At 70.4% G+C, this 22,501-nt stretch carries 17 protein-coding genes; 7 read left to right on the top strand and 10 right to left on the bottom strand.

All coding sequences use genetic code 11. From position 1 onward, the window contains the following. Nucleotides 1-25: 25 nt before the first annotated feature. The 5 genes from GEV10_00260 to GEV10_00240 are packed head-to-tail and all read left to right on the top strand — an operon-like array spanning nt 26 to nt 7,319. Nucleotides 26-2,071, top strand: coding sequence for a DUF2961 domain-containing protein (locus GEV10_00260; protein MQA76908.1), 2,046 nt, complete (start codon nt 26-28; stop codon nt 2,069-2,071). Further along, nucleotides 2,068-3,678 (top strand): ATP-binding cassette domain-containing protein, encoded by a 1,611-nt coding sequence (locus GEV10_00255; protein ID MQA76907.1) that lies wholly within the window; start codon nt 2,068-2,070, stop codon nt 3,676-3,678. The genes GEV10_00260 and GEV10_00255 overlap by 4 nt, the downstream gene beginning before the upstream one ends. Then, entirely contained in the window at nt 3,678-4,793 is a 1,116-nt protein-coding gene (locus tag GEV10_00250) for an ABC transporter permease (protein ID MQA76906.1), read from the top strand. The genes GEV10_00255 and GEV10_00250 overlap by 1 nt, the downstream gene beginning before the upstream one ends. 22 nt (nt 4,794-4,815) lie before the next feature. After that, on the top strand, nt 4,816-5,811 hold the full coding sequence (locus GEV10_00245; protein ID MQA76905.1) for a substrate-binding domain-containing protein: 996 nt from the start codon (nt 4,816-4,818) through the stop codon (nt 5,809-5,811). A 17-nt stretch (nt 5,812-5,828) separates the two neighbouring features. Then, nucleotides 5,829-7,319 carry a sugar kinase gene (locus GEV10_00240; GenBank protein MQA76904.1) on the top strand — a complete coding sequence of 497 codons (1,491 nt, stop codon included), beginning with the start codon at nt 5,829-5,831 and terminating at the stop codon, nt 7,317-7,319. 19 nt (nt 7,320-7,338) lie between these two features. Here GEV10_00240 and GEV10_00235 read toward each other — a convergent pair whose 3' ends face one another. Both GEV10_00235 and GEV10_00230 read right to left on the bottom strand, forming a co-directional pair. Beyond that, nucleotides 7,339-8,133, bottom strand: coding sequence for a TIM barrel protein (locus GEV10_00235; protein ID MQA76903.1), 795 nt, complete (start codon nt 8,131-8,133; stop codon nt 7,339-7,341). Between the two features lie 81 nt (nt 8,134-8,214). Beyond that, a complete protein-coding gene (locus GEV10_00230) occupies nt 8,215-9,045 on the bottom strand; it encodes an SMP-30/gluconolactonase/LRE family protein (protein MQA76902.1) in 831 nt (276 codons plus the stop codon). 23 nt (nt 9,046-9,068) lie between these two features. On the opposite strand from GEV10_00230, the gene GEV10_00225 reads away from it, so the two are divergent. Together GEV10_00225 and GEV10_00220 are read left to right on the top strand one after the other, a co-directional pair. Then, nucleotides 9,069-10,307 (top strand): mandelate racemase/muconate lactonizing enzyme family protein, encoded by a 1,239-nt coding sequence (locus GEV10_00225; protein ID MQA76901.1) that lies wholly within the window; start codon nt 9,069-9,071, stop codon nt 10,305-10,307. Then, nucleotides 10,304-11,377: an alcohol dehydrogenase catalytic domain-containing protein gene (locus GEV10_00220; protein MQA76900.1), complete on the top strand. Its 1,074-nt coding sequence runs from the start codon at nt 10,304-10,306 to the stop codon at nt 11,375-11,377. The genes GEV10_00225 and GEV10_00220 overlap by 4 nt, the downstream gene beginning before the upstream one ends. Here the strand turns inward: GEV10_00220 and GEV10_00215 are convergent. From GEV10_00215 to GEV10_00180, 8 genes are all read right to left on the bottom strand, one after another. Next, nucleotides 11,337-12,263 carry an EamA family transporter gene (locus GEV10_00215; protein MQA76899.1) on the bottom strand — a complete coding sequence of 309 codons (927 nt, stop codon included), beginning with the start codon at nt 12,261-12,263 and terminating at the stop codon, nt 11,337-11,339. The genes GEV10_00220 and GEV10_00215 overlap by 41 nt on opposite strands. 86 nt (nt 12,264-12,349) lie before the next feature. Further along, nucleotides 12,350-13,414 (bottom strand): hypothetical protein, encoded by a 1,065-nt coding sequence (locus GEV10_00210; protein MQA76898.1) that lies wholly within the window; start codon nt 13,412-13,414, stop codon nt 12,350-12,352. Further along, nucleotides 13,411-14,796 carry a hypothetical protein gene (locus GEV10_00205; protein ID MQA76897.1) on the bottom strand — a complete coding sequence of 462 codons (1,386 nt, stop codon included), beginning with the start codon at nt 14,794-14,796 and terminating at the stop codon, nt 13,411-13,413. Before GEV10_00205 ends, GEV10_00210 begins: the two co-directional genes overlap by 4 nt. 22 nt (nt 14,797-14,818) lie before the next feature. After that, nucleotides 14,819-16,321: an FAD-dependent oxidoreductase gene (locus tag GEV10_00200; GenBank protein MQA76896.1), complete on the bottom strand. Its 1,503-nt coding sequence runs from the start codon at nt 16,319-16,321 to the stop codon at nt 14,819-14,821. A gap of 52 nt (nt 16,322-16,373) precedes the next feature. Beyond that, on the bottom strand, nt 16,374-17,750 hold the full coding sequence (locus GEV10_00195; protein ID MQA76895.1) for a hypothetical protein: 1,377 nt from the start codon (nt 17,748-17,750) through the stop codon (nt 16,374-16,376). Then, entirely contained in the window at nt 17,747-19,759 is a 2,013-nt protein-coding gene (locus tag GEV10_00190) for a hypothetical protein (GenBank protein ID MQA76894.1), read from the bottom strand. Before GEV10_00190 ends, GEV10_00195 begins: the two co-directional genes overlap by 4 nt. 45 nt (nt 19,760-19,804) lie before the next feature. Then, nucleotides 19,805-20,869 carry a hypothetical protein gene (locus tag GEV10_00185; GenBank protein ID MQA76893.1) on the bottom strand — a complete coding sequence of 355 codons (1,065 nt, stop codon included), beginning with the start codon at nt 20,867-20,869 and terminating at the stop codon, nt 19,805-19,807. A gap of 66 nt (nt 20,870-20,935) precedes the next feature. Then, on the bottom strand, nt 20,936-22,366 hold the full coding sequence (locus tag GEV10_00180; GenBank protein ID MQA76892.1) for an MmgE/PrpD family protein: 1,431 nt from the start codon (nt 22,364-22,366) through the stop codon (nt 20,936-20,938). Nucleotides 22,367-22,501 lie beyond the last annotated feature (135 nt).

Here is a 22,501-nt window from a genome sequence, read left to right as displayed (position 1 = left end):
ACACCTCTACCGAGAGGCCCGATCAATGTCGATCATCAGGCGCTCCCTCGGCGCCGCCGCCGGACTCGCCCTCGTCCTCACTCTCGTCCCCGGCTACGCCGCCGCCGCTCCGCGGGCGTCCGAGAAGGGCCCGGTCGGTTGGGACGCCTACCGGCGCCTCGACCGGCTGCCCGAGCTCGCCACCGCCACCGAGGCCCACCAGTTCTCCAGCTACGACCGCACCGGCGGCAACAACGACGGGTTCGACGGCACGTACTCCTGCCTGCACCAGGACGCCGGCCGCTGCGTCATCGCCGAGCACGAGGGCGCGGGCGAGATCGGTTCGATCTGGTTCACCAGGGACGAGGGCAACGTCACGAAGACGGGCAACATCCGCATCGAGCTCGACGGCATGACCGTGCTCGACGCGCCGTTGCAGGACGTCGTCGACGGCAAGCTCGGCGCGCCGTTCGTCCACCCGCTCGTCGCGAACGGCGACCAGAGCTCGGGTGGCGTCTACCTCAAGGTGCCGATGCCGTACCGCGAGTCGATGCGGGTGAGCACCGACAACAACCCGCTCTTCCACCACGTGTCGCACCGCACCTTCCCCGACGCCGAGGGCGTGACGACGTTCGACCCGTCCGACAGGGCGGAGGACGTCATCGCGACCCTGAAGGCCGCGGGCACGGCCGACCCCAAGCCGCGGGCGAAGAGGTCCCGCACCAGGCACGCTCCCGTCGACATCCCCGCCGGTGGCACCGCCACCATCGGTGAGCAGGACGGCGCCGGCGTGCTCACCGCGCTGAAGGTCACCCTCCCCCAGCTCGTCGGCCCGACCAACCCGACGGTCACCGACGACGGCCGCGCGTTCGGCGCGGACGGCCACAGCCAGTTCACCGCGGCGATCGACCCCGCCAACGAGGGCGTCAGGCTCACCCGGCGGTACGACTCCGCCATCGGCAACCAGCGTGCCGACGTGCTCGTCGACGGCAACAAGGTCGCCGAGTGGTCGCCCGTCCCGCCGACGGCCGGCGGCCAGTGGGCCGACCAGACCGTCGACCTGCCCGCGTCGGCGACCGCGGGGAAGTCGAGCGTGACCGTCCGCAACGCGTTCGTCTCGTCGGACCTCGACTTCAACGAGTTCCGCTACGACGTCGACAGCATCGTCGGCGGCGAGGCCACCCGCACCGACACCGTCGACGTCGGCGACGGCAACCCGTCCGAGGCCACGCACGACTACACGATCGAGCAGGCGAAGTGGTTCGGCACGCGGACGTTCAGCTACCCGCCGAGCGACGAGGACCAGGAACTCGTGCAGCCGAGCGACCCCGTCCTGGCGAACGCGCGCCTGTGGGTCACCGTCGACGGCAGGCGGCTCGTCGACTCCCCGCTGGGCGAGTTCTTCGGCACCGGCCTCGGCCTGTACGAGGTGCGCACGCTGATGTCGGGCGTCGACCCTGAGGCGAAGACGCTCACGTCGTGGTGGCCGATGCCGTACGGCAGCCACGTCGAGGTCGAGCTGCACAACGGCTCCGACGTCGCGATCGAGGGCGGCAGCGCCGACGTCACGACGGGGAAACAGGCGAGGGACCGCGGCCGGCAGGCCGAGACCGGCACCTTCCGCGCCACCTCGCGCGCGCAGGCCGTGGTGAACGGCGAGGACTACGCATTCCTCGACACGCCGGGTCGCGGCAAGTTCATCGGCGTGACCCACACGATGGTCGGCCAGATCACCTCGGGCAACCAGCGCAACTACCTCGAGGGCGACGAGCGGGTCTACGCCAACGGCGCCACCGAGCCGCAGTGGCACGGCACGGGCACCGAGGACTTCTACGAGGCGGGCTGGTACTTCAACCGCGGCACGTTCAACGCCCCGACCAACGGCAACCCGGCTCACGAGATCTCCTCGTACGGCTGCACGTACGACTGCACCGGCGCCTACCGGCTCACGATCGCGGACGCCCCGTCGTTCCACGACGGCCTGCGCTTCACGATCGAGCACGGACCGGCGAGCGACATGCCGGCCGACTACGCCTCGACCGCGTACTGGTACGGCCCCGGCGACGAGGCCGGGCGGTCCGCCGGCAGATGATCGTGACGGCGGACGGGCGCACGCCCGTCCACGACTCCCCCGTCGTCCTCGCGATGCGCGACATCGAGAAGGCGTTCCCCGGCGTGCGTGCGCTGCGCGGCGTCGACCTCACCGTGCACGCGGGCGAGGTGCACGCGATCCTCGGCGAGAACGGCGCGGGCAAGTCCACCCTGATGAACGTGCTGTCGGGCGTCTTCGCCGACTACGGCGGCACGATCGAGGTCGACGGCGAGCAGGCGGCGATCCACCATCCCCGGGACGCGCAGGCCCTCGGCGTGGCCATGATCCACCAGGAGCTCAACCTGGTGCCCGAGCTGTCGATCGCCGACAACATCTTCCTCGGCCGTGAGCTGCGCACCGCACGCGGCACGCTCGACCGCACGAGTATGGACGCGCGGTCGCGCGAACTGCTCGCGGAGCTGGGCCTGCGGCTCCCGCCACGGCGTCCCGTCCGGCAGCTCAAGGTCGCGGAGCAGCAGCTCGTCGAGGTGGCCAAGGCACTGTCACTCAACGTCCGCGTGCTCGTGATGGACGAGCCGACGTCGGCGCTCGCCGACGCCGAGGTGCGCGCGCTGTTCCGGGTCATCCGCACGCTCGCCGCACGCGGTGCCGCCGTCATCTACATCTCGCACCGGCTCGAGGAGCTGTCCGAGATCGCCGACACGGTCACCGTGCTGCGCGACGGCGAGTACATCGGCACGCGCGAGATGGCCGCCACCACACGGTCGGAGCTGATCTCGATGATGGTCGGACGGCCGCTCGGCGAGCTGTTCCCCCGCGGCGACCGGCGCCGGGGCGACGGCGGCCCGCGGCTGCGGGTGGAGCACCTGTCCGTCGACGGCGACGCCCGGGTCGGTCGCATGCCCGTACGCGACGTGTCGCTGCACGTCGGCGCGGGCGAGATCGTCGGCATCGCGGGTCTGATGGGTGCCGGACGCAGCGAGGTGCTCGAGGCCGTCTACGGCGCCCACCCGTCCGGCGCGGTCAGCGGCACCATGGAGATCGGCGGCCGGCCGTACCGCCCGACGAGCCCGCGTCGCGCCATTGCTCGCGGTCTCGCCCTGGTCGCCGAGGACCGCAAGAGCCAGAGCCTGGTGCTGCGGGCGACCGTGCGGTTCAACGCCAGCCTCGCCGCGCTGTCGTCGTTCTCCTTCGGCCCCTTCGTCAACGGCCGGCGCGAGCGCGCAGGCGTCGACGACATGGTCACCGGGCTGCGGGTGAAGGCGCGGAGCACCACCGCCGAGGTCAACACGCTGTCGGGCGGCAACCAGCAGAAGGTCGTCCTCGCGAAGTGCCTGCTGACCGAGCCCGTCCTGCTCCTCATGGACGAGCCCACGCGCGGCATCGACGTCGGCGCGAAGGCGGAGATCTACGGACTGATGAACCGCCTCGCCGCGCAGGGCGCGGGCATCCTGATGGTCTCCTCCGAGCTGCCCGAGCTGCTCAACATGTGCGACCGCATCCTCGTCCTCTGCGAGGGACGCCTCACCGGCGAGTTCACCCACGCCGAGGCCACCCAGGAGAAGCTCCTCGACGCGGCCATGGCCCGCGAGGCCGTCCTCACCACACCGGCCGACCCGACGACAGGCGAACGGCGTAGCGACTGATGTCCGAACCCACCCGCGACTCCTCAGGACCCGGCACGGAGCTGCCCACGCTGGTGCAGAACCAGCCGCGCGAGCGCTGGGCACGCGTGCTCGCCGCGCCCGGCAGCCTCCAGGGCTACATCGGGCTCGCGCTCGTGGTGATCGCCGGCATCGCCACCAAGGGCACCACGTTCCTCGACCAGGGCAACCTGACCAACGCGGTCGGCGCGTTCGCGTCCCGCGGCATCCTGGCGATCGGGCAGACGCTCGTCATCCTCGCCGCGGGCATCGACCTGTCGGTCGGCTCGATGTTGGCGCTCGCGTCGATGGCGTCGGCGATGATGCTCGCACGGGCCGACATGCCGCCGTTGCTGATCCTGCCGCTGTGCATGGTCGTCGGCGCGGCGATGGGGTTCGTCAACGGCGCGGGCACGACCTGGCTGCGCATCCAGCCGTTCGTCATGACCCTGGCGACGCTGTCGATCTTCCGCGGGATCGATCGGCACATCAGCGACAACGTCAGCGTCGGCACCGAGATCGTCACCGAGAGCGGCGAGCTGAGCCCGCACTCCGAGCAGTTCCAGCTGTTCGGCACGCCGGGACGCAACCTGTTCGAGGGCGTGCTCGGCGCCGGTGTCTACTACCCGGTGCTCGCCTTCGTCGTCGTCGCGATCGTGTTCCACCTCGTGCTGACCAAGACGAGGTTCGGCCGGCACATCTACGCGGTCGGCGGCAACGAGACCGCGGCGCGGCTGTCCGGCGTCAACGTCGCCGCCGTCCGCATCGCCGTCTTCACCCTCTGCGGCATGCTCGCCGGCTTCGCCGGGCCGATCGACGCCGCGTACAGCTCGCAGGCCGACCCCCAGGCCGGCCAGATGTACGAGCTCGACGCCATCGCCGCCTGTGTCATCGGCGGCGCCGCCCTGCAGGGCGGTCGCGGCAGCATGGTCGGCACGTTCGTCGGCGCGTTGATCCTCACGCTCCTCGACAACGTGCTCGGCCTCAACGCCGTCAGCGACAACATGCAGCTGATCATCAAGGGCTGCATCGTCGTGGTCGCGGTCGTCCTGCAACGTCCGGATCTCATCTCCAGTGCCGTCGCGACCGTGCGCCGGCTCGTCAGACCCGCGTCATAGCAACCCGTCCGAGGAGGACTCGATGTTCGCAACGAAGAGGCGCCTGAGCGTCGCCGCGCTCGCGGTCGTCGCCGGGCTCGTCACCGCCACCGCCTGCGCGTCGACCGACGAGCCGACGGGCCAGAAGGAGACGGACAAGGACGAGTTCGTCGTCGGCTACAGCCAGTCCAACAACGCCGAGCCGTACCGGGCGCAGCTCAACATCCAGCTCGAGTACTTCGTGAAGAAGTACCCGAAGCTCAAGCTGATGCCGATCACCGACGCCCAGCAGGACAGTGGCAAGCAGGTCTCGCAGGTGCAGAACTTCATCACCAACAACGTCGACGTGCTGATCGTGTCGCCCAACGAGTCGGCACCGCTCACCCCGGTGGTGGACAAGGCGTGCGAGAAGAAGATCCCGGTGATCATCCTCGACCGCTCGGTCAACACCGACTGCTACTCGTCGTTCATCGGCGGCGACAACGTCGAGGCGGGCCGCAAGGCCGGCGAGCTCGCGGCCAAGGAGCTGCCGGACGGCGGCAACGTCGTCGTGCTGCAGGGCATCCTCTCCAACCAGCCGCAGATCGACCGGCTGAAGGGCTTCGAGGAGGGCATCAAGTCCAACCCGAAGATCAAGATCCTCAAGAAGCGCGAGGCCAAGTGGCTCAAGCCCGACGCCACGCGCATCACCAGCCAGTGGCTGTCACAGAAGCTCGACATCGACCTGGTGTACGCCGAGAACGACCCGATGGCGCTCGGCGCCTACCAGGCGGCGGCCGCGGCCGGCAAGGAGAAGGACATCAAGTTCATCGGCACCGACGGCCTCGCGATCCCCGACGGCGGCATCAGGGCCGTCCAGCAGGGCAAGCTGACCGGCACCTTCATCTACCCGACCGGCGCGGAGGAGGCGGCGAAGGCCGCGAACGACCTCGCCGCCGGGAAGACGGTGGAGAAGAAGCAGGTGCTACCGATCGACGCCGTCACGTCCGACAACGCCGCCGAGCTGTACAAGAAGTACGACTTCAGCGGCCGCAGCTGACGTGGAAGGGTAGGCGAATGGTGGATGTGGTACTCGGCGTAGACGTCGGCACCCTCAGCACGAAGGGCCTGCTCGTCCGGCTCGACGGCACGGTATCGGCGACCGTCGTGCGCCAGCACGAGCTGTCGACCCCGCGTCCGGGCTGGGCCGAGCACGACGCCGAGACGATCTGGTGGGACGAGGTCGTCGCGGTCACCCGCGACCTCCTCGCCCAGTGCCCCGACGACCGCGTGGTCGCCGTCGGCGCCAGCGGCATCGGACCCTGCGTCCTGCCGTGCGACGCCGACGGCATGCCGCTGCGGCAGGCGATCCTCTACGGCATCGACACCAGGTCTACCGACGAGATCGACGAGCTCACGAAGGCGTACGGCGCCGACGCCATCCGGCGGCGCTGCGGCTCGGTGCTCACCACCCAGGCGGCCGGACCCAAGCTCGCGTGGGTGCGGCACAAGGAGCCCGAGGTGTGGTCCGCCACCAGGTCGGTGCACATGTCGAGCTCGTTCCTCGTCCACCGGCTGACCGGCGAGTACGTGCTCGACCACGCGTCCGCCAGCCAGTTCACCCCGCTCTACGACCCGACGGCGAAGGCATGGATCACCGAGTGGGCCGACGACGTCGCGCCCGGTCTCGCACTCCCCCGACTGGCCTGGCCGGGCGAGGTCGTCGGCACGGTCACCACCGCGGCGGCCGCGACCACGGGCCTGCCCGAGGGCACCCCCGTCGTCGCGGGCTCGATCGACGCCTGGACCGAGTCGGTGAGCGTCGGCGTCAAGCACCCGGGCGACGTCATGCTCATGTACGGCACCACGATGTTCCTCATCGAGGTCACGGAGTCGCTGCGCACCTGGCCGACGCTGTGGGGCACCAGCGGCGTGCTCCAGGGCACCTACAACCTCGCCGCGGGCATGGCGACGTCCGGCGCGGTGACCGACTGGCTGAGGCGCGTCACCGGCAGCTCGTTCGAGGACCTCGTCGACGAGGCCCGCGCGGTCGGCCCCGGCGCCGAGGGCCTGCTGATGCTGCCGTACTTCGCCGGCGAGCGCACCCCGCTCTTCGACCCCGACGCCCGCGGCGTCGTCGCCGGCATCACCCTCAGGCACGGCCGCGCCCACCTCTACCGCGCGGCCCTGGAGGCCACGGCGTTCGGCGTCCGTCACAACCTCGAGGCCATGGCCGAGGCCGGCGGCCACGCCGCGAGACTCGTCGCCGTCGGCGGCGGCACCAGGGGCGGCCTCTGGACCCAGATCGTGTCCGACGTCCTTGGCGCCACGCAGCAGCTCCCCCGCAACACCGTCGGCGCCGCGTACGGCGACGCGATCCTCGCCGCCGCCGGCAGCGGCGCGGTGACCGAGGCCGACACCGACGCCTGGAATCCGATCGACCACATCGTCGAGCCCGACCCGGGCACGGCGGAGACGTACGACCGCCTCTACGCCCTCTACCGCGACCTCTACCCGGCGACCATGGACGTGACCCACGCCCTGGCCGCCCTCCAGCGTGACGCGTAGGCAGGTCACCGCCGGCCCGTCAGCCGGTGGCCTCGTCCAGCCACTCGCGCAGGGTCGCGGCCTCCGTGCGCAGCTCACCCGGGTCGTCGTCGCGGACGAACTCCAGCAGGGCGAACCGCTCGGACCCGTCGTCGGAGGTGGCGTCGGCCAGCCGGGTGAGGACGTCGCGCCACAGCGGCTCCGCGGCACGCAGCGGCAGCCGCACGCCCTCCCCGGTCCACGCGTACACGTGCACGGTCGTCAGCAGCGGCAGCAGCGAGTCGACCTGCCGGCGCGCGTCGCCGATGCCGATCCCGACGGCCGGCTGCCAGTACGGGCGGATGACGCCGGCCCGGGTCGCGACGTCGTCGAGCAGTCGCAGCGTCGACTCGAGCGTGTCGGTCAGGGTGTCGCTGTGGAACTCGAGCGAGACGGAGATGCCCTGCTCCGACGCGAGCTCCGCGAACCCGCCCACGTCGTCGGCGACGCGCCGCCGCACGTCGGCGGCGCAGTCGGCGGACCCCACCTGTCCCGCCCAGATCCTGATGTTCGGCGCGCCGAGCCGGACGGCCGTGCGCACCACGTCGTCCGCGGTCTCCAGGTCGTCGTGACCGGCGCGGTAGTACGAGCCGTAGGAGCACACCAGGACCCCCGCGTCGTCGCAGAGGTCGGCCACCCGGTCCGCCTGGGCGAGGTCACCGTGCGGGACGTGCGAGTCGCCGGCCCACTCGATGGCCTCGAGTCCGGCCTCGACGGCGAGGCGGACGACGTCGTCCGCGGTCAGCTGACGGTAGGTGACGGACGCCAGGCCCGGACGCGGCGCCGGACCGATCATCGAGCTTGCTCCCTCCGGCAGGCGACATGTCGGCGTCTCGGGCTCCGCCGCCTGGCACGTTCCGGACCGATTCTCCGCCGATCAGGGGGATTCGGTCCAGAGCGAGTGACTACGCCCCGCCACGTCGACGCGGAACGACTCCACCGTGCCGTGGTCGGCGACGGTCACGTAGACGGTGCGGCCGTCGGCTCCGCCGAACGCCAGGTTGGTGCACAGGACCCCGGTACGCAGCGGCACCTCGCGCCTGAGCACACCGTCGGGCGAGAACCGCGCGATCGTGCCCCGCTCATAGCGCGCGATCCAGAGGTCACCGTCCTCGTCGCAGCGCATGCCATCGAGCCCGTGCTCGTCGAACGACGTGAACTCGCGCTTGCCGGTCACCGAGCCGTCGGCGTGCAGGTCGTACAGCCAGATCCTCCGCTGCACGCTCTCGTTGACGTACAGCCGGCTGCCGTCGGGCGACACCTCGATGCCGTTGGTGGTGCCCATGCCGGTCTCGAGCAGCGTGATGGTGCCGTCCTGGTCCATCCGCCACAGCTGGCCCACGCCGTTCGACCAGTCGGGGTCGCTGGCGAACACCCGGCGGTCCGGACCGATGGCGAGGTCGTTCGGCTGGTGCATGCGCGGCTGGGCGGCGTGCGTCACGACGGTGCGGCGCACGGGATCGAGTCGCAGCACCTGGTGACCCGTGTAGTCGGCGAGCAGCAGGGTGCCGTCGGCGTCGCGGACGATGCCGTTCGCCGTGCTGCCGTCGGGCAGGTCGACGAACACCTCGACAGAACCATCGGGACGCACCGCCCCGATGGTGCCCTCGCGCTCGTAGTTCACCGCGTAAAGGGTGCCGGCCGCGTCGCAGCACGGCCCCTCGATGCCGGCGGTGAATCCCCTCGTCAGCTCCGCGCTCTCGAACACCGCACTACCGTATCGTGCGGCCAATGCTCTCGTCAGTCCCTCACGAGAACGGTCGGAACGACACGATGAAGATCACGGCGCTCGAGACGATTCGTCCCGACATCCAGCCGAACTTCCTGTTCGTCCTCCTCCACACCGACTCGTCGCTGGTGGGCCTGGGCGAGGCGTTCTTCGGTGCCCGCGCCGTCGAGTCCTACCTGCACGAGACCGTCGCGCCCGCCCTGTTCGCGCTGTCCGACCCGACGCCGGAACGTGCCGGCACGCATCTCACGAGCTACCTCGGCTACCAGGGCAGCGGCATCGAGACGCGTGGCAACGGAGCGATCGACCTCGCCCTGTGGGACCTGCTCGGACAGCAGGCAGAGCTCCCGCTCGTACGCCTGCTCGGCGGGCCGTGCCGCGACAGCATCCGCGCCTACAACACCTGCGCCGGCTCCGGTTACGTGCGCACGAGCACGCGGCAGGCGTCGGCCAACTGGGGTCTCCCGGCGAACGGCCGGGACGGTCCCTGGGAGGATCTCGCCGCCTTCCTCGAACGTCCTGGCGAGCTCGCCGCGGAGCTTCGAGCCGAGGGATACACCGGCATGAAGGTGTGGCCGTTCGACCGTGCGGCGGAAGCGTCGGGTGGTCACGAGATCGGCAGGAGTGACCTGCTCGAGGGGCTCGCGGTGCTGGAGGCGATCCGCGACGCGGTCGGGCACGACCTCGACCTCATGGTCGAGCTGCACGGGCTGTGGGACCTGCGCTGTGCCACGAGGATCCTCGGCGAGGTGTCCCGCTTCGCGCCCTACTGGGTCGAGGACCCGATGCGAGCCGACGCCGTCGACGCTCTCGCGCGGCTGGCCGGAGCCACCGACGTACCGATCGCCATCGGCGAGACCGCGGTGGGCCGGCGCGGCTTCCAGCCGTTGCTCGCCCGCGGGATCGTCGACGTCGCCACCGTCGACATCCAGTGGACCGGCGGCCTCACCGAGGCATGCAAGGTGGCGTCCATGGCCGACGCCCACGGCGTCCCGATCGCGCCGCACGACTGCACCGGACCCGTGACGTTCGCCGCGGCCGTTCACCTGGTCTGCAGCCAGCCGAACGGCCTCATCCAGGAGACCGTGCGTGCGTTCCTGCGCACCTGGTACACCGAGCTCGTCACCGGCGTGCCCGAGGTCGTGGACGGCACCGTCGCGGTCGGCCGCTCGACCGGGCACGGCGTCCGGCTGCACGACGACTGTCGTGCCGCCGCCTCCACGATGCTGAGTCGTGCATGAACGACACGATGCGGGCCGCCCGATGGCACGCGGCGGGTGACGTCCGCGTCGAGGATGTCCCGATCCCGGCCCCGGGCGACGGCGAGGTGCTGGTGCGGGTGGAACGCGCCGGCCTCTGCGGCACCGACCTGGAGGAGTACCTCGAAGGTCCCGTGTTGATACCCGTCACACGGCCGCACCCCCGGACGGGAGGGCGGGCGCCGATCGTCCTCGGTCACGAGCTTGTCGGGACGGTCGTGGCCACCACCACGCACGACGGCCCGGCGGTGGGCACCCGGGTCGTCCCCGACGGCGTCGTCGGGTGCGGGAGCTGCTGGTGGTGCCTGCGGCACGAGGAGATCCTGTGCCCCACGGTGGACGCTCGTGGCCTGCAGAGCGACGGCGGGCTGGCCGAGTACCTCGTCGCCGAGGCGGCCACCTGCGTCACCGTTCCCGCCACTGTTCCCGTCGATGTCGCCGCGTTCGCCGAGCCCGTTGCCGTCGCCGTCCGCGCGCTCGCGAAGGCCGGTGACCTGACCGGACGCGGCGTCGTCATCGTCGGCGCCGGCGTGATCGGTCAGCTCGTCGCGCAGGTCGCGCTCCACTCGGGCGCGACCTCGGTGCTCGCCGTCGACCCGGTGGAGGACCGTCGGCGTCTTGCCTCGCGCTTCGGTGCCCACAGCTGCCCACCGGGCGACGGTCCGGCGACGGTGGCCGAGCTCACCGACGGACGCGGCGCCGACGTCGTCGTCGAGTGTTCGGGAGCGCCCGGCACCCTCGCCGGCTCGGTCGCGCTCAGCCGTCCGGGCGGCACCATCGTCCTCGTCGGCCTCCGCGCCGGCGACGAACCCGTTCCGCTCCTCCCCGTCGTCCTCGGCGAACGGCGGTTGGTCGGTACGGCATCGCACCTGTGGGACGTCGATATCGCCGCTGCCGTCGCGCTCCTGAGCCGTGGCGTGGTCGCCACCGAACCGTTGCTGACCGCGACAGTGCCTCTCGAGCGCGTGGTGCCGGACGGCTTCGAGCGACTGCGCACCGATCGCACGACGCTCAAGATCCTCGTCGACCCGCGGGCCGCGGCTCCGGAATGACCCCGACCGGCGGCACGACCGCCGCGCGACGCACCGCCCGGCGTGCCGAGCTCCTCGTGCCGAGCCACGACCCCGCGAGGATGAGCACGAGGCCCGCCACGCCGGCGATCCCGAGGGGCTCGTCGAGCAGGGTCGCTCCGTAGCCCAGGGCGAAGGCGGGCGCGAGGTAGGACACGAGGCTCGCCCTGGCGGGGCCGGCCTCCTTGACCAGCCGGGCGAAGATGATGAACGCGGCACCCGTGCCGACCACGGCGAGCACGAGGATCGCGGCACCCGAGGTCAGGTGGATCGCGTGGGGCACCTGGAACGCGGCGAACGGGGCGACGAGCACGCTCGCGACCGCCAGCATCGCTCCGGTCTGCGCCATCGGGTTGACGCCGGTCATCGTCCGCCGCGCCCACCAGGTGGCGAAGGCGTACGAGAGCCCGGCGCCCAGCACCATGACCACCCCGACGAGGTCCACGGCACCCGACCCGTCGTGGCCGGCGACCAGCGCGACGCCGCCGAAGCCGATCACCGTGCCGACCGCGGAGACGGCCGCGGGCCGCCCGGACCCGACCACGGGCAGCAGCACCGCGAGCCAGAGCGGCTGGCTCGCGACCAGCACACCGGCGAGGCCGGACGGTATCCGTTGCTCCGCCGCGGTGATGAGCAGGAACGGCACCGCGACCTGGGTGAGCGCGAGCACCACCATCGCCGGCCACCGCCCGGAGAGCGTCCGCCGGTGCCTGATCCCGAACGGGATCACGACCAGGGCGGCGAGGGCGGCGCGGAGGAACACCAGGGCGAAGGGCCCGACGTCGGCGAGGCCGAGCGCGATGAACATGTACGACGAACCCCAGATGGCGGCCAGGAGGCCGAGCAGAGCCCACAACCGGAGTGACATGCACCCAGCCTCCGCGATCGCGCCGGTCAGCGGAAGTGCCGACCTGGTACACGGGCGTTAAGCCTGACTGATGGCCGGCAGCCCTCTCAGGGATGGACGGACTCGGTGAACCAGTCGGTCGGCAGCTCCCGACCGATCCCGCGCTCCCGTGCGCGCCGGTGGATCAGGGCGCCGATCGCGGCGAACTGGATGCCCAGGCCCCCGTTGTTGACGAAGCACGACGTCTGCTCGTCACCCGTCCGTCCACCGAGCCGCCCGGACAGCAGGTCGGTCAGCTCGGGCAGCGCGTGTGCGGTCGTCGCGTCGAGCGCCCCGTCATCGGTCGGTTCGGTCTCACGCGACCGCGTTCCGCGTGCCACGATCACCGCGGGACTGGCGAGTGGTGAGTGGACGACGGCGATGTCGACCGCGTCGACGACCGCCCGCGGTACCTCGGGAACCTTCACGACGCCGACGTGCACACCCGGCAGCACCCAGTCGGGCCGGACGACCGGCGAGATGGCGTTGGTCGCACAGAGGATCACGTCGGCCTCCCGGACGGCGTCGTCCGGCGAGCCGCACGCGTCGACCCGCCGGTCGAGTACGGAGGACATGCGTGCCGCGAAGTCGACCCGGCGGTCCTCCGTCGGACCGAAACAGCGAACGGAGGTGAAGCGCCGCACCCTGGTCGCCGCCAGCACCTGGGCCTCCGCCTGCCAGCCGACGCCCAGGACCGCGAGCCTCGACGCCTCGCGCCGGGCGAGTGCGTCCATCGCGAGCACGCTGGTGCCCGCCACTCTCATCCGCTGCGCGACGCCGTCGGGGAAGATGGCGAGCGGCTCGCCGGTCGAGGTGCTGAACAGGAGCACGAGACCGACCCATCGTCCGCCGGCGCGCGGCACCTTCTGACGCCTCGTTCCGGTGCCGTCCGTGGGCCACCGCAACAGGTCGGAGTTGATCCGAACCGCTGCGACTCCCTCCGCCGAGACGACGCCGTCCTGCGTCTTCAGGCTGAACGTCTCGTCCTCGCCGCCGGGGACGAGCAGGTCGCTTCGCGTCCGGGTCAACGCACGACCGGCGTCGAACTCGCGGTACATCACCCGGAGCGCGTCGAGGCAGTCCTCCATCGAGATCAGGCCGGCGACGTCGTCGTTGTCGAGGAGGAGTGTCATGCCTCGCGGCCTCCACGCCTCTTGTCTCCACGGGTCCCGCGTGCCAGGTCCGTGAGCGTGCGGACGTCGGCGGCCTTCTCGAGGTCCTCCACCTCGGCCATGAGCTTCCTGGCGTCGCCGTCGGTCAGGACCTGCTCGCAGCACATCAGGAACTTCTCGGTGCGCTGGTCACGGCTGAGCGGGACGCCGTGCATCCCGCTCAGCTCGTCGACCCGCTTCTCGAGGACCCTGCCGTCGCCGAGCGTCACGGTGACCACGACGTGCATGTCCTGGAAGTCGTTCGGGATGTCGTCGTCGAAGACCAGGTGCACCTTGGCGAGGAACTCGTCGACGTCCCTGGCGAACCGCCGCTCGTTGGTGAAGGTGCCGATGCCGATCCGACCGTCGAGCAGCGCGGTGGCCGTCGTGTACTGGACGCTGAACTTGCCGTCGAGCCCCGACTCGGGACGGGGACGGTCGACGTACTCGAACCTGGGGAACCGCACCTCCACCGAGGTCACGTCACCGGGATCGAACGTGTTCTCCGCACGGATCGCGAGCGCGGCGTCGATCGGCCGGTGCGTGAAGTAGTTCGACGGATGCTTCTTGAACCCGACGCCGGGATCGACCATCCGGAACGGCTCGGCGAAGTGCTCGAGGAGCAGCTCGTCCTCGTGCTCGTCGCCGAGGAAGGTGTCGAAGAAGCCCCGGGGGCCGAAGACGTCGGACGTCGCGGTCCAGCCCATCGAGGCGAGCATGGCCGACTCGACGCCCATCCGTGCCGCGTGCCCCGAGTGGCTCGACTTGGTCATCGTGCCCGTGTTGAGGCTCAGGCTGCCCGCCCTCGAGCCCGAGATGCCGAACGCCATGATCGCCTGGTCGCGGTCGAGTCCGAGGAGCTTGACCGCGGCCGCGGTCGCCCCCATCGTTCCCGTCATGCCGGGCTTGTGGAAGCCACGGCCCGTGTGCAGTCCCGTGCAGGCCAGGCGCAGGCGGCCCTGCACCTCGAACGCGGTGGCGATCGCCGTGATGACGTCCCTGCCGGAGAACCCGTGGTGTTCCGCGAGCGCGAGGATGGCCGGCAGCGTCGGCGACATCGGATGGTTGAGCGGGTACCAGGTGTTGTCGAAGTCCAGGGCGTGGGCCATCGTCCCGTTGGCGAACGCGGCGTTGGTCACCGATGTCTTGAAGCCCGCGGCGAAGACGGACGCCTGCTCGGCGCCCCCGAGGTCCTCGACGAACCGGGTCACCAGGCGGCCCACACCTAGGGGCTCGTCGTACCCCGCGAGGATCACGCCGACGCCGTCGAGGCAGACGTGCTTGGCCATCTCCACCACGTCGGTCCCGAGCGTGTCGTAGCGAACGTCGAGCACGCGGTCGACGAGCCTCTCGGTCAGTGTCATATCGCCTCTCTCCTCCACGTGTTCACGCCGCACCGTTGTCGCGCAGCAGGGCGGCGTTCGTCCCCGCACGGCGACCCAGCACGGCTCCACGCATGAGTCCCGATCCACCCGGATAGTTGTGATAGAAGAAGCCGCCGGTGATCTCGCCCGTCGCGTACAGGCCGGGCATCGCGGCGCCGCGGGCGTCGACGACACGGGCGTCCGTGTCGGTCCGCAGACCTCCGTAGGTGAAGGTGATCCCGCACGTGACCGGATAGGCGACGAAGGGCGGCTGGTCGAGACGCAACGACCAGTTGCTCTTCGGCAGCGACAGCCCCGTGGTCGCCAGGCCGTCCTCGACCAGGGGATCGAATCCCGTCGCGTCGGCGGGCACGGCCGCGTTGAACTCCTCCACGGTCCGCTCGAGCGCGCCGGATGGGATGCCCAGCTGCACCGCCAGCTCGTGGACGGTGTCGGCGATCACCGGTTTCTGGGTCGCATACCTCGGCTGCAGCAGGTGGAGGGTCTGCTGGTCGAAGATCTGCACGCCGACGGCCCGGCGTTGCGCACGTATCGCCGCCCCGGTCTTCGCATACGTGTGGAGGTAGTACAGCTCGCCCTCGTCGACGAAGCGGTCACCGTCCAGGTTCACCAGGATGCCGTACGGGTACGAGTGTCGGGCCGACCTGTCCGTGATCTCCAGGTCGCCGACGTCCGGGGCGTCGAGCGCCACCGGCGTGGCATGGCATCCCGCCCAGTGCCCGTACGCCGCCGCTCCCGCACGCAGCGCCTCCTCCAACATCGTGCCGGTGTTGAACCGCGTGCCGCGGACCTTCACCAGGTCCCATCCTGCGCCCAGGTACCGCGACCGCATCTCCGGGCTGGACTCGAAGCCTCCACATGCGAGCACCACCCGTCCCGTCAGGTCCGTGAAGCCGTCCCGCCGCCGCACCCGGACGCCGCGCACCGTGGACCCGTCGGTCAGCAGTTGGTGCGCGGGCGACTCGTACCGGACGTCGATGTCGGTCGACTCCACCGCGTCGAAGAGGTTCTGGACCAGTCCGATCCCGGCGTTCACGGCACGGACGACGCCACCGGGCGGCAGGAAGTACGGCTCCTGCTCCGACAACTGCTCGTCCTTGATGAACTTGCGGGTCGAGAGCTCCCACCTCACCCCGCGGTCCCGCATCCAGGCGACCGTCTCGTACGACTCGTCGATCAGCACCCGGATGAGATCGGGGTCCGAACGGCCGCCGGACATCTCCATGATGTCGTCGTGGTAGTCGTCGCGCGTGTACGGAGCGGTGGCCGAGTACCGCAGCAGGTCGAGCTCGTCCGGCGCCAGGAGTGGCTCGATCGCCGGCATCCCGTCGTGGACGAAGCGGAAGATCGCGCCGGCGAAACGACTGTTCCCGCCGCGGTCGGCGTGCGACCCCGCCTCCAGGACGGTGACGGAGGCACCGTGCTCGTGCGCGGCGAGCGCGGCGACGAGCGCGGCGTTGCCCGCCCCGACGACGATCACGCGGTCCTGGTCACCCTCAGCCATGGGAATCCCTCCTGGTCGGCATCACATGCGGCGCTGCTCGTCGGTCACGTGGTCACGTCCTGCCCCAGACGGGGCCGACGAGCGTCGAGACGTCCCGGACACCGTCGATGTCGCGGAGACCGCGGAACAGCGATCGGGCCCGCTCCCCGTCGAGCAGCACGCCCGCGCAGTCGAGGAACTTCGCCTCGATGTCCGCGTCGGAGCAGGGGTTCTCCTTCGCGCCCTTCGGCGCGGCGACGTACTCCTCGAAGGTCGTCCCCCGCCTCGTCGTGACCGACACCCGCGCTCCCCTCGACCCCGTCGACGGGCCGCCGTCCAGCGGGGTCGTCGCGGGCCGCAGCTCGATCCGGGTCATCAGCTCCTGCCGGCGGGGCTCCGAGACGACCTCGTCGGCGAAGTCCGCCATCGTCAGGCGGCGGTTCACCGCCGCGGTCGCCTGGCAGTACTGGACGCTGAACTTGCCTTCGAGCCCCGACCGCACGACCGGACGGTCGGTGTGCGGCAGGCGCCGCGGATCCAGCTCGGTCACCACGGCGACGATGTCGTCGGGGTCGACGTCGTGTCCGTCGACCACCGCGAGGATGCCGTACACGGCTGAATGGATGCTTCCGCAGCAGGGCAGGAACTTCAGCCTGATGCCCTGCCGCTCCAACGCGTACTCGGTACCGAGGCCCGCCGTGATCTCCGCACGGTCCGTCTCGGTCGAGAACAGGTCGCAGAACCCGCCGAACTGCCGGTCGAGAACGGTGCGGTTGGACGTCGCACCCGCTCGGCTCAGCAACGCCGCCTCGATGCCGGACCGTGCTGCGCCTCCCACCTGGACGCACTTGGTCAGGCTGCCGAAGCCCGCCTTCGTCCCGCTCGCCGCCGCGGCGGCGAGACCGAGTGCCGTCGCGGTCTCGTCCGGCGAGAGGTCGAGGAGGGACGCCGCGGCGGCAGCGGACGCCAGCGTGCCGAGGACGCTGGTGGGATGCCAGCCGATGCCGTAGTGCGCCGGGTTCATCGCCGCGCCCAGTCGCGCGCCCACCTCCGCTCCCACCGTGACGGCGGTGAGGGCCTGCCTCCCCGTCGAGCCGAGTGCATGTCCGAGGGACAGGACGACAGGGACCAGGACTGCCGCGGAGTGACCCATCTCCGGCAGGACGTCGTCGTAGTCGAGGACATGGATCGCGGCGCCGGCGAGCAGGGCCGCCCACGAGACGTCCAGGTCGCGCCCGCCGACCGAAGGCACCGCCCCGGTGCCCGCGAATCCGTCGGCATAGCGCAGCAGCGGCGCGAACTCCGCGGCATGGGCGCCGGCGATCCCCACGCCGATCCCGTCCACGAGGATCCGGCGACCGAGCGTCCGCACGTCGTCGGGGATGTCGTCGTAGCCGGCGCCGGAGACGAACGCGGCCAGCACCTCGGTGGTCGACGCGTGCGTGCTCATCGGGCCAACCCGGGGATCGCCGGGAGCAGCATCCCGTCGGGCAGTCCGACGTTCGGCGCGAAGGAGACGAGCACCACCAGGGCCACCGCCACGGCCGTGTAGATGACGAGCCCCCTCGGCCGGACCCGGCCGACGCGCCACAGGAAGGCCGGCACGAACACCAGGGTGGCGACGCCGAAACCGAGGAAGTAGATCAGCATCACGTAGCCGGCGAACCAGCCGAACGCCGCCGCACCCCGCCGAAGCTCCGCCGGGAAGAGCTCGGGAGACGTCGCGCGACGGCGGAGGGCCCGGACGCTCTGCACCAGCAGCACCACACCGCATGCGAGACCCACCACGGCCACCAGTCGCGGCGCGAGAGCGGCTTCGCGGTGGAAGCCGAAGCTCAGGACGAGGCCACCGCCGACGACCAGCACGGTCAACGCGCAGACCCCCAGGCTCCACCACGGATTCCCCATCGGACCCGTCCCCTCGTCGACACCCTCGGTCGCGACGACCGACGACCGGTCCTCGTCCCCGGCAGTCCCCGCGGCCCTGCGACGGCGGCGTGCCTTCTTCACGAGAGTGACGGCCAGCGGGATCACCAGCACCAGGATCATGCCGACCACGTACGGGCGGCGGAGCCAGTCGGTCGTCCGGTACAGGCTCTCGGTGAGGAAGTAGTAGCGCTCGAGCGGCTTGCTGAGGACGAACCCGATGAGGAAGGGCGCCCGCGGGAAGGCGGTCATCTTCATCGCGTATCCGAGGACCCCCAGCACGACGACGATGGCCAGGTCGCCGAACTGGCTGGACGACTGGAAGGCGCCGAACATCATGATGATCATCAGCACCGGCGCCACCCGGTACAACGGCACGGTCGTGAGCTTCGCCAACGGCCGCGACAGTGGGAAGCACAGGATCGACGCGATGACGCTCGCGAGTGCGAACGCCCAGATGATCGAGTAGACCGTGTCCAGGTGGTCGGTCATGAGACGCGGACCCGGCTCGATCCCGTAGAACAGCAGCGCTCCGAGCAACAGAGCGGCCGGCGCTCCCCCTGGCACCCCGAACAGCAGCGTCGGGATCATGTCACCCGACTCGCAGGAGTTGTTGGCGCTCTCCGGACCTACCAGCCCTCGGGGGTCACCCTTGCCGAACCTGCTCTTGTCCTTGGCGGTCGCGACCGTCTGCCCGTACGCCATCAGGCTCCCGGCGGTCGCGCCCACGCCCGGAAGGATCCCGGCCCAGATGCCGACCAGGGCGCCACGCAGGACGAGCTTCCAGTACTTCAGGAAGTCGCGCACGCCGTCCATCCAGCTGCCGGACAGGCTGATGGTGTTGGTGATCGAGCCACGAGCCGCGACGAGGTAGGCGACCTCCGCGACACCGAACACGCCGAGGGCGACGGAGCTGAGGTCGACACCCTCGTACAGGAAGAGCGAGCCGAAGGTGTACCGGTAGTCCGCCGCGGCGGGCGCCACACCGATGAAGCCGAGGAAGAGCCCCAGGACCGCGGCCATGAGGCCCTTCAGCATGTTCCCGGTCGAGATCAGCGCGGCCAGGCTGATCCCGAGGACGCTGAGCATGAAGATCTCGGGGGACCCGAAGGACAGGATCAACGGTCGGGCGATCGGAATCGTCAGGGTCAGCCCGATGGCGCCCAGCAGGCCACCGGCCATCGAGCACAGGAACGACAACGACAGCGCCGACGCCGCCTTGCCCTGCTTCGCCAGCGCGTGCCCGTCGAGCATGATGATCGCCACGCCCGCCGATCCGGGGATCCCGAGCAGGATCCCCGCGATCACGTCCGAGTGGTGGACCGACGCCACCGCTCCCACCAGCAGCGGCAGGCCGAGCTCCGGTGGCAGGTCAAGCGCGAACACCATGGGGAGCAGCAGCGCGACCGCGGCCGTCCCGCCGAGACCGGGCAGGAGACCCACCAGGAGTCCGAACACGATGCCGATGACGAGGTACAGCACTGTCGCCGGTTGAGCGAACATGCCCAACGCCGTCCAGGCAGCGTCAATCACCGGCGTTCCTTCCTCTCACCCGCGTCACCGGAGTCCACCGATCGCCTACTCGACGGTCGTGTCGTACTTGTCCTTCAGCAGGTCGAGGATGTAGGTGCGCGTCTCGGGCTTGACGTCGAAGACCTCGTCGATCTGTTTCTGGCTCTCCGCTCCGGAGGACAGCTGATAGTTCCCGAGGGCCTTCGTCCGGAGCTCGGTGAATCGCTTGTCGGATCGCAGCTTGGGCACGGTGGCGTTGAACGCGTCGATGACGGCCTTGGGTGTTCCCGGCTTCGCCCACACCGCCTTCTCGAACGAGTACATACCGACGGCGAACGTGCGGTAGGCCGCGTAGGCGGGGCCACTCGGCTCCTTCCCGTACAGGGTCTTGTAGACCTCGGGAACCGTGGGCAGATCCTTGAAGTTGGGGTCCCTGACGATGGCGCCGTCGTCGTCGAGGACGCCATAGGTCATCAGCGGGGTCACGTCACCGGACTCGACCTGGGGCTTCACCTCGGCGTTGAACGCGGACGTCGTCTGCCTGTCGATGTTCAGCTCGCCACGTTGCAGCGCCAGCCCGATCGGGCCACGACCCTCGAAGCCGAACGTCGTCTTCACGTCGAGCTTCAGCAGGTCGAACGCGATGAGCGCACCGAGGTCGGAGCCGGTCGCGCTGATGCCGCCGTACTTGAGCTGCGTGGCCGGCTTGGCGAGATCCTCGGCCTTCTTCACGCCGCTGTCCTTGGTGGCGTAGAGCACGCTCCCGGTGCCGTTGGTGATCAGGGGCGTCAGCTTGCTGAAGTCGCACTTCGCCTCCGACACCCCGAGGAGTGGCGGGATGTACGACGTTCCGGTGCCCACCAGCAGCCTCGAGCCGTCCGGCGGATCGACATCGTAGAAGCGGTTGTTGGCCGCGATTCCCTCACCACCTGGGAGGTTCTCGATCTGTACGGTCGGCTGTCCTTCGAGGTTCCGCTTCAGCTCGGGTGCGAGCACGCGCGCCCAGGTGTCGGTGCCGCCGCCCTGGGTGTACGGGACGACGAGCTTGATGCTCTTCGGCATCTCCTCGGTGCCACTGCCGCCACCTCCACCCGGGTTCGAACAGCCGGCCGCGAGGAGAACGGCGGTCAGCCCGACGGCAGCCGTCCGTGCGTATGAGCTGCGCCGGACGGTGGCCTGCTTGTTCTGTGGCACTGGTCAAGCTCCTCTCAGGGAGAGCTTCTTCGTCATGTCGCGCACATCGGACACGTCTGGCAGGGACTGCACGGTGGAGACGAGGACGTCGACACGTCCACGGTCCATGCGGGTGGATGCGAGCCGGACGAACTTGGCAATCAGCTCGTCCTGGGTCAGCGGTGCGGACGCGCTGCCGCGGGGGGACGTGGCGGCACCGCGCAGCCTCCGTCCGTCACGGAGCCGCACGTCGACGGTCACCTCGTGGCGACCTGCCCTCCCCCGTGCGTCGATGGCCGGATCCGCCGTGATGCGTACCCTGTCGACGAGCGCCAGCACCGCCGGGTCGTCGAGGCGTTCCTCGACGAACTGCTCCACGAAGCACTCGCCGTCGATCAGCGTCACCGCCGCGCAGTAGGCGAGGTTCATCTGGGCCGTCGTGACCGTGTCGGGTCGGTACGGCCAACCGACATGCTCTCGATTCGACGACGAGCACGTGATGGCGATCTCGTCCACATCGGAACCCACGAAGGAGTGTCGCGCGCGCAGGTCGAGGAGCACGTCGATCGTGCTGTGGTTGCTCCCGCAGCACGAGAAGCGCTTGAAGCCGACGTTCGACGTCTCCCAGCGTCGCCCCAGCTCCGAGGTCAGCTCGCCGCGGTCCCAGCTGTCGGCGAAGGCGGGCAGGAAGTTCCCGTAGCCCTCGGCGAAGATGTCGTCGATGCCGGTGAACCCCTCACGCGCCAGGACGGCTGATCGCACACCGGTCTGTGCGGCGTGCCCGGCGTGCATGCGCTTCACCATCGAGCCGTACTGCGACGCCATGAGTCCCGCGGCGAGACTGCCGGCCACCCCGAGGGCGTTTCTCGTCGCCGCGGGATCGAGCCGGAGGACGCGACTCGCGGCGGACGCGGACGCGAAGACGCCGAGCACGCCGTTGTTGTGCCAGCCCCTGCCGAGCATGGAGGGCCCGACCGCGAGTCCGACGCGACTGCTGACCTCGATCCCGACCACCTGCGCCGTGAGGAGGTCTCTTCCCGACACACCCACCGACTCACCGAGCGCCAGGGCGGCGGACAGCGCCACGCCACCGGGATGCAGGATCGCAGTGTGATGCAGGTCGTCGAGCTCGAAGGAGTGGACGAGCGTTCCGTTGACGAGGCTCGCGGTCTCCGGTGCGGCCGTCCTGTCGCTGCCCCAGATCGTCGCGGGTCCCGCGCCCGCCGGCTCGAGCAGAGCGCGTTCCAGCTGTCGGGCGATCGTGAGGTTCTGCCCGAACATCGCGCACCCGAGCGCGTCCATGATGTCGATCACGGCCCTGTCGACGACGTCGGAAGGGATGTCGTCGAAGTCGAGTGCTGACGCGAAGTCGGCGACGACCGGGGCGTACCGGGCGTCAGCGGGAGGATCGTCTCCGCCTCCCGGCCGCGCCGGCCCCCGTTCTCGCGTCGTCATGCTTCCCCTAACCGCGCCGTCGAGGAGTCGAGGTCCTCCCCCGGTGGTGCGGGTTCCTCGCAGGACTGGTTGATCCTGTCAGCGGAACACTCGCCGAGGATGATGTAAACACGGCCTTGCGTCGACGGTCAAGGA

This window comes from Streptosporangiales bacterium (assembly GCA_009379955.1).
GTDB lineage: Bacteria > Actinomycetota > Actinomycetes > Streptosporangiales > WHST01 > WHST01.
This window is presented reverse-complemented; position numbering and strand designations above follow the sequence as displayed.

Excerpts from the sequence above, each read along its gene's own strand:
- GEV10_00205 (MQA76897.1), bottom strand. The coding sequence starts at position 14,796 with ATGACACTGACCGAGAGGCTCGTCGACCGCGTGCTCGACGTTCGCTAC.
- GEV10_00225 (MQA76901.1), top strand. The coding sequence starts at position 9,069 with ATGCTCTCGTCAGTCCCTCACGAGAACGGTCGGAACGACACGATGAAG.
- GEV10_00200 (MQA76896.1), bottom strand. The coding sequence starts at position 16,321 with ATGGCTGAGGGTGACCAGGACCGCGTGATCGTCGTCGGGGCGGGCAAC.
- GEV10_00260 (MQA76908.1), top strand. The coding sequence starts at position 26 with ATGTCGATCATCAGGCGCTCCCTCGGCGCCGCCGCCGGACTCGCCCTC.
- GEV10_00250 (MQA76906.1), top strand. The coding sequence starts at position 3,678 with ATGTCCGAACCCACCCGCGACTCCTCAGGACCCGGCACGGAGCTGCCC.
- GEV10_00245 (MQA76905.1), top strand. The coding sequence starts at position 4,816 with ATGTTCGCAACGAAGAGGCGCCTGAGCGTCGCCGCGCTCGCGGTCGTC.
- GEV10_00235 (MQA76903.1), bottom strand. The coding sequence starts at position 8,133 with ATGATCGGTCCGGCGCCGCGTCCGGGCCTGGCGTCCGTCACCTACCGT.
- GEV10_00220 (MQA76900.1), top strand. The coding sequence starts at position 10,304 with ATGAACGACACGATGCGGGCCGCCCGATGGCACGCGGCGGGTGACGTC.
- GEV10_00215 (MQA76899.1), bottom strand. The coding sequence starts at position 12,263 with ATGTCACTCCGGTTGTGGGCTCTGCTCGGCCTCCTGGCCGCCATCTGG.
- GEV10_00180 (MQA76892.1), bottom strand. The coding sequence starts at position 22,366 with ATGACGACGCGAGAACGGGGGCCGGCGCGGCCGGGAGGCGGAGACGAT.
- GEV10_00195 (MQA76895.1), bottom strand. The coding sequence starts at position 17,750 with ATGAGCACGCACGCGTCGACCACCGAGGTGCTGGCCGCGTTCGTCTCC.
- GEV10_00240 (MQA76904.1), top strand. The coding sequence starts at position 5,829 with ATGGTGGATGTGGTACTCGGCGTAGACGTCGGCACCCTCAGCACGAAG.
- GEV10_00255 (MQA76907.1), top strand. The coding sequence starts at position 2,068 with ATGATCGTGACGGCGGACGGGCGCACGCCCGTCCACGACTCCCCCGTC.
- GEV10_00210 (MQA76898.1), bottom strand. The coding sequence starts at position 13,414 with ATGACACTCCTCCTCGACAACGACGACGTCGCCGGCCTGATCTCGATG.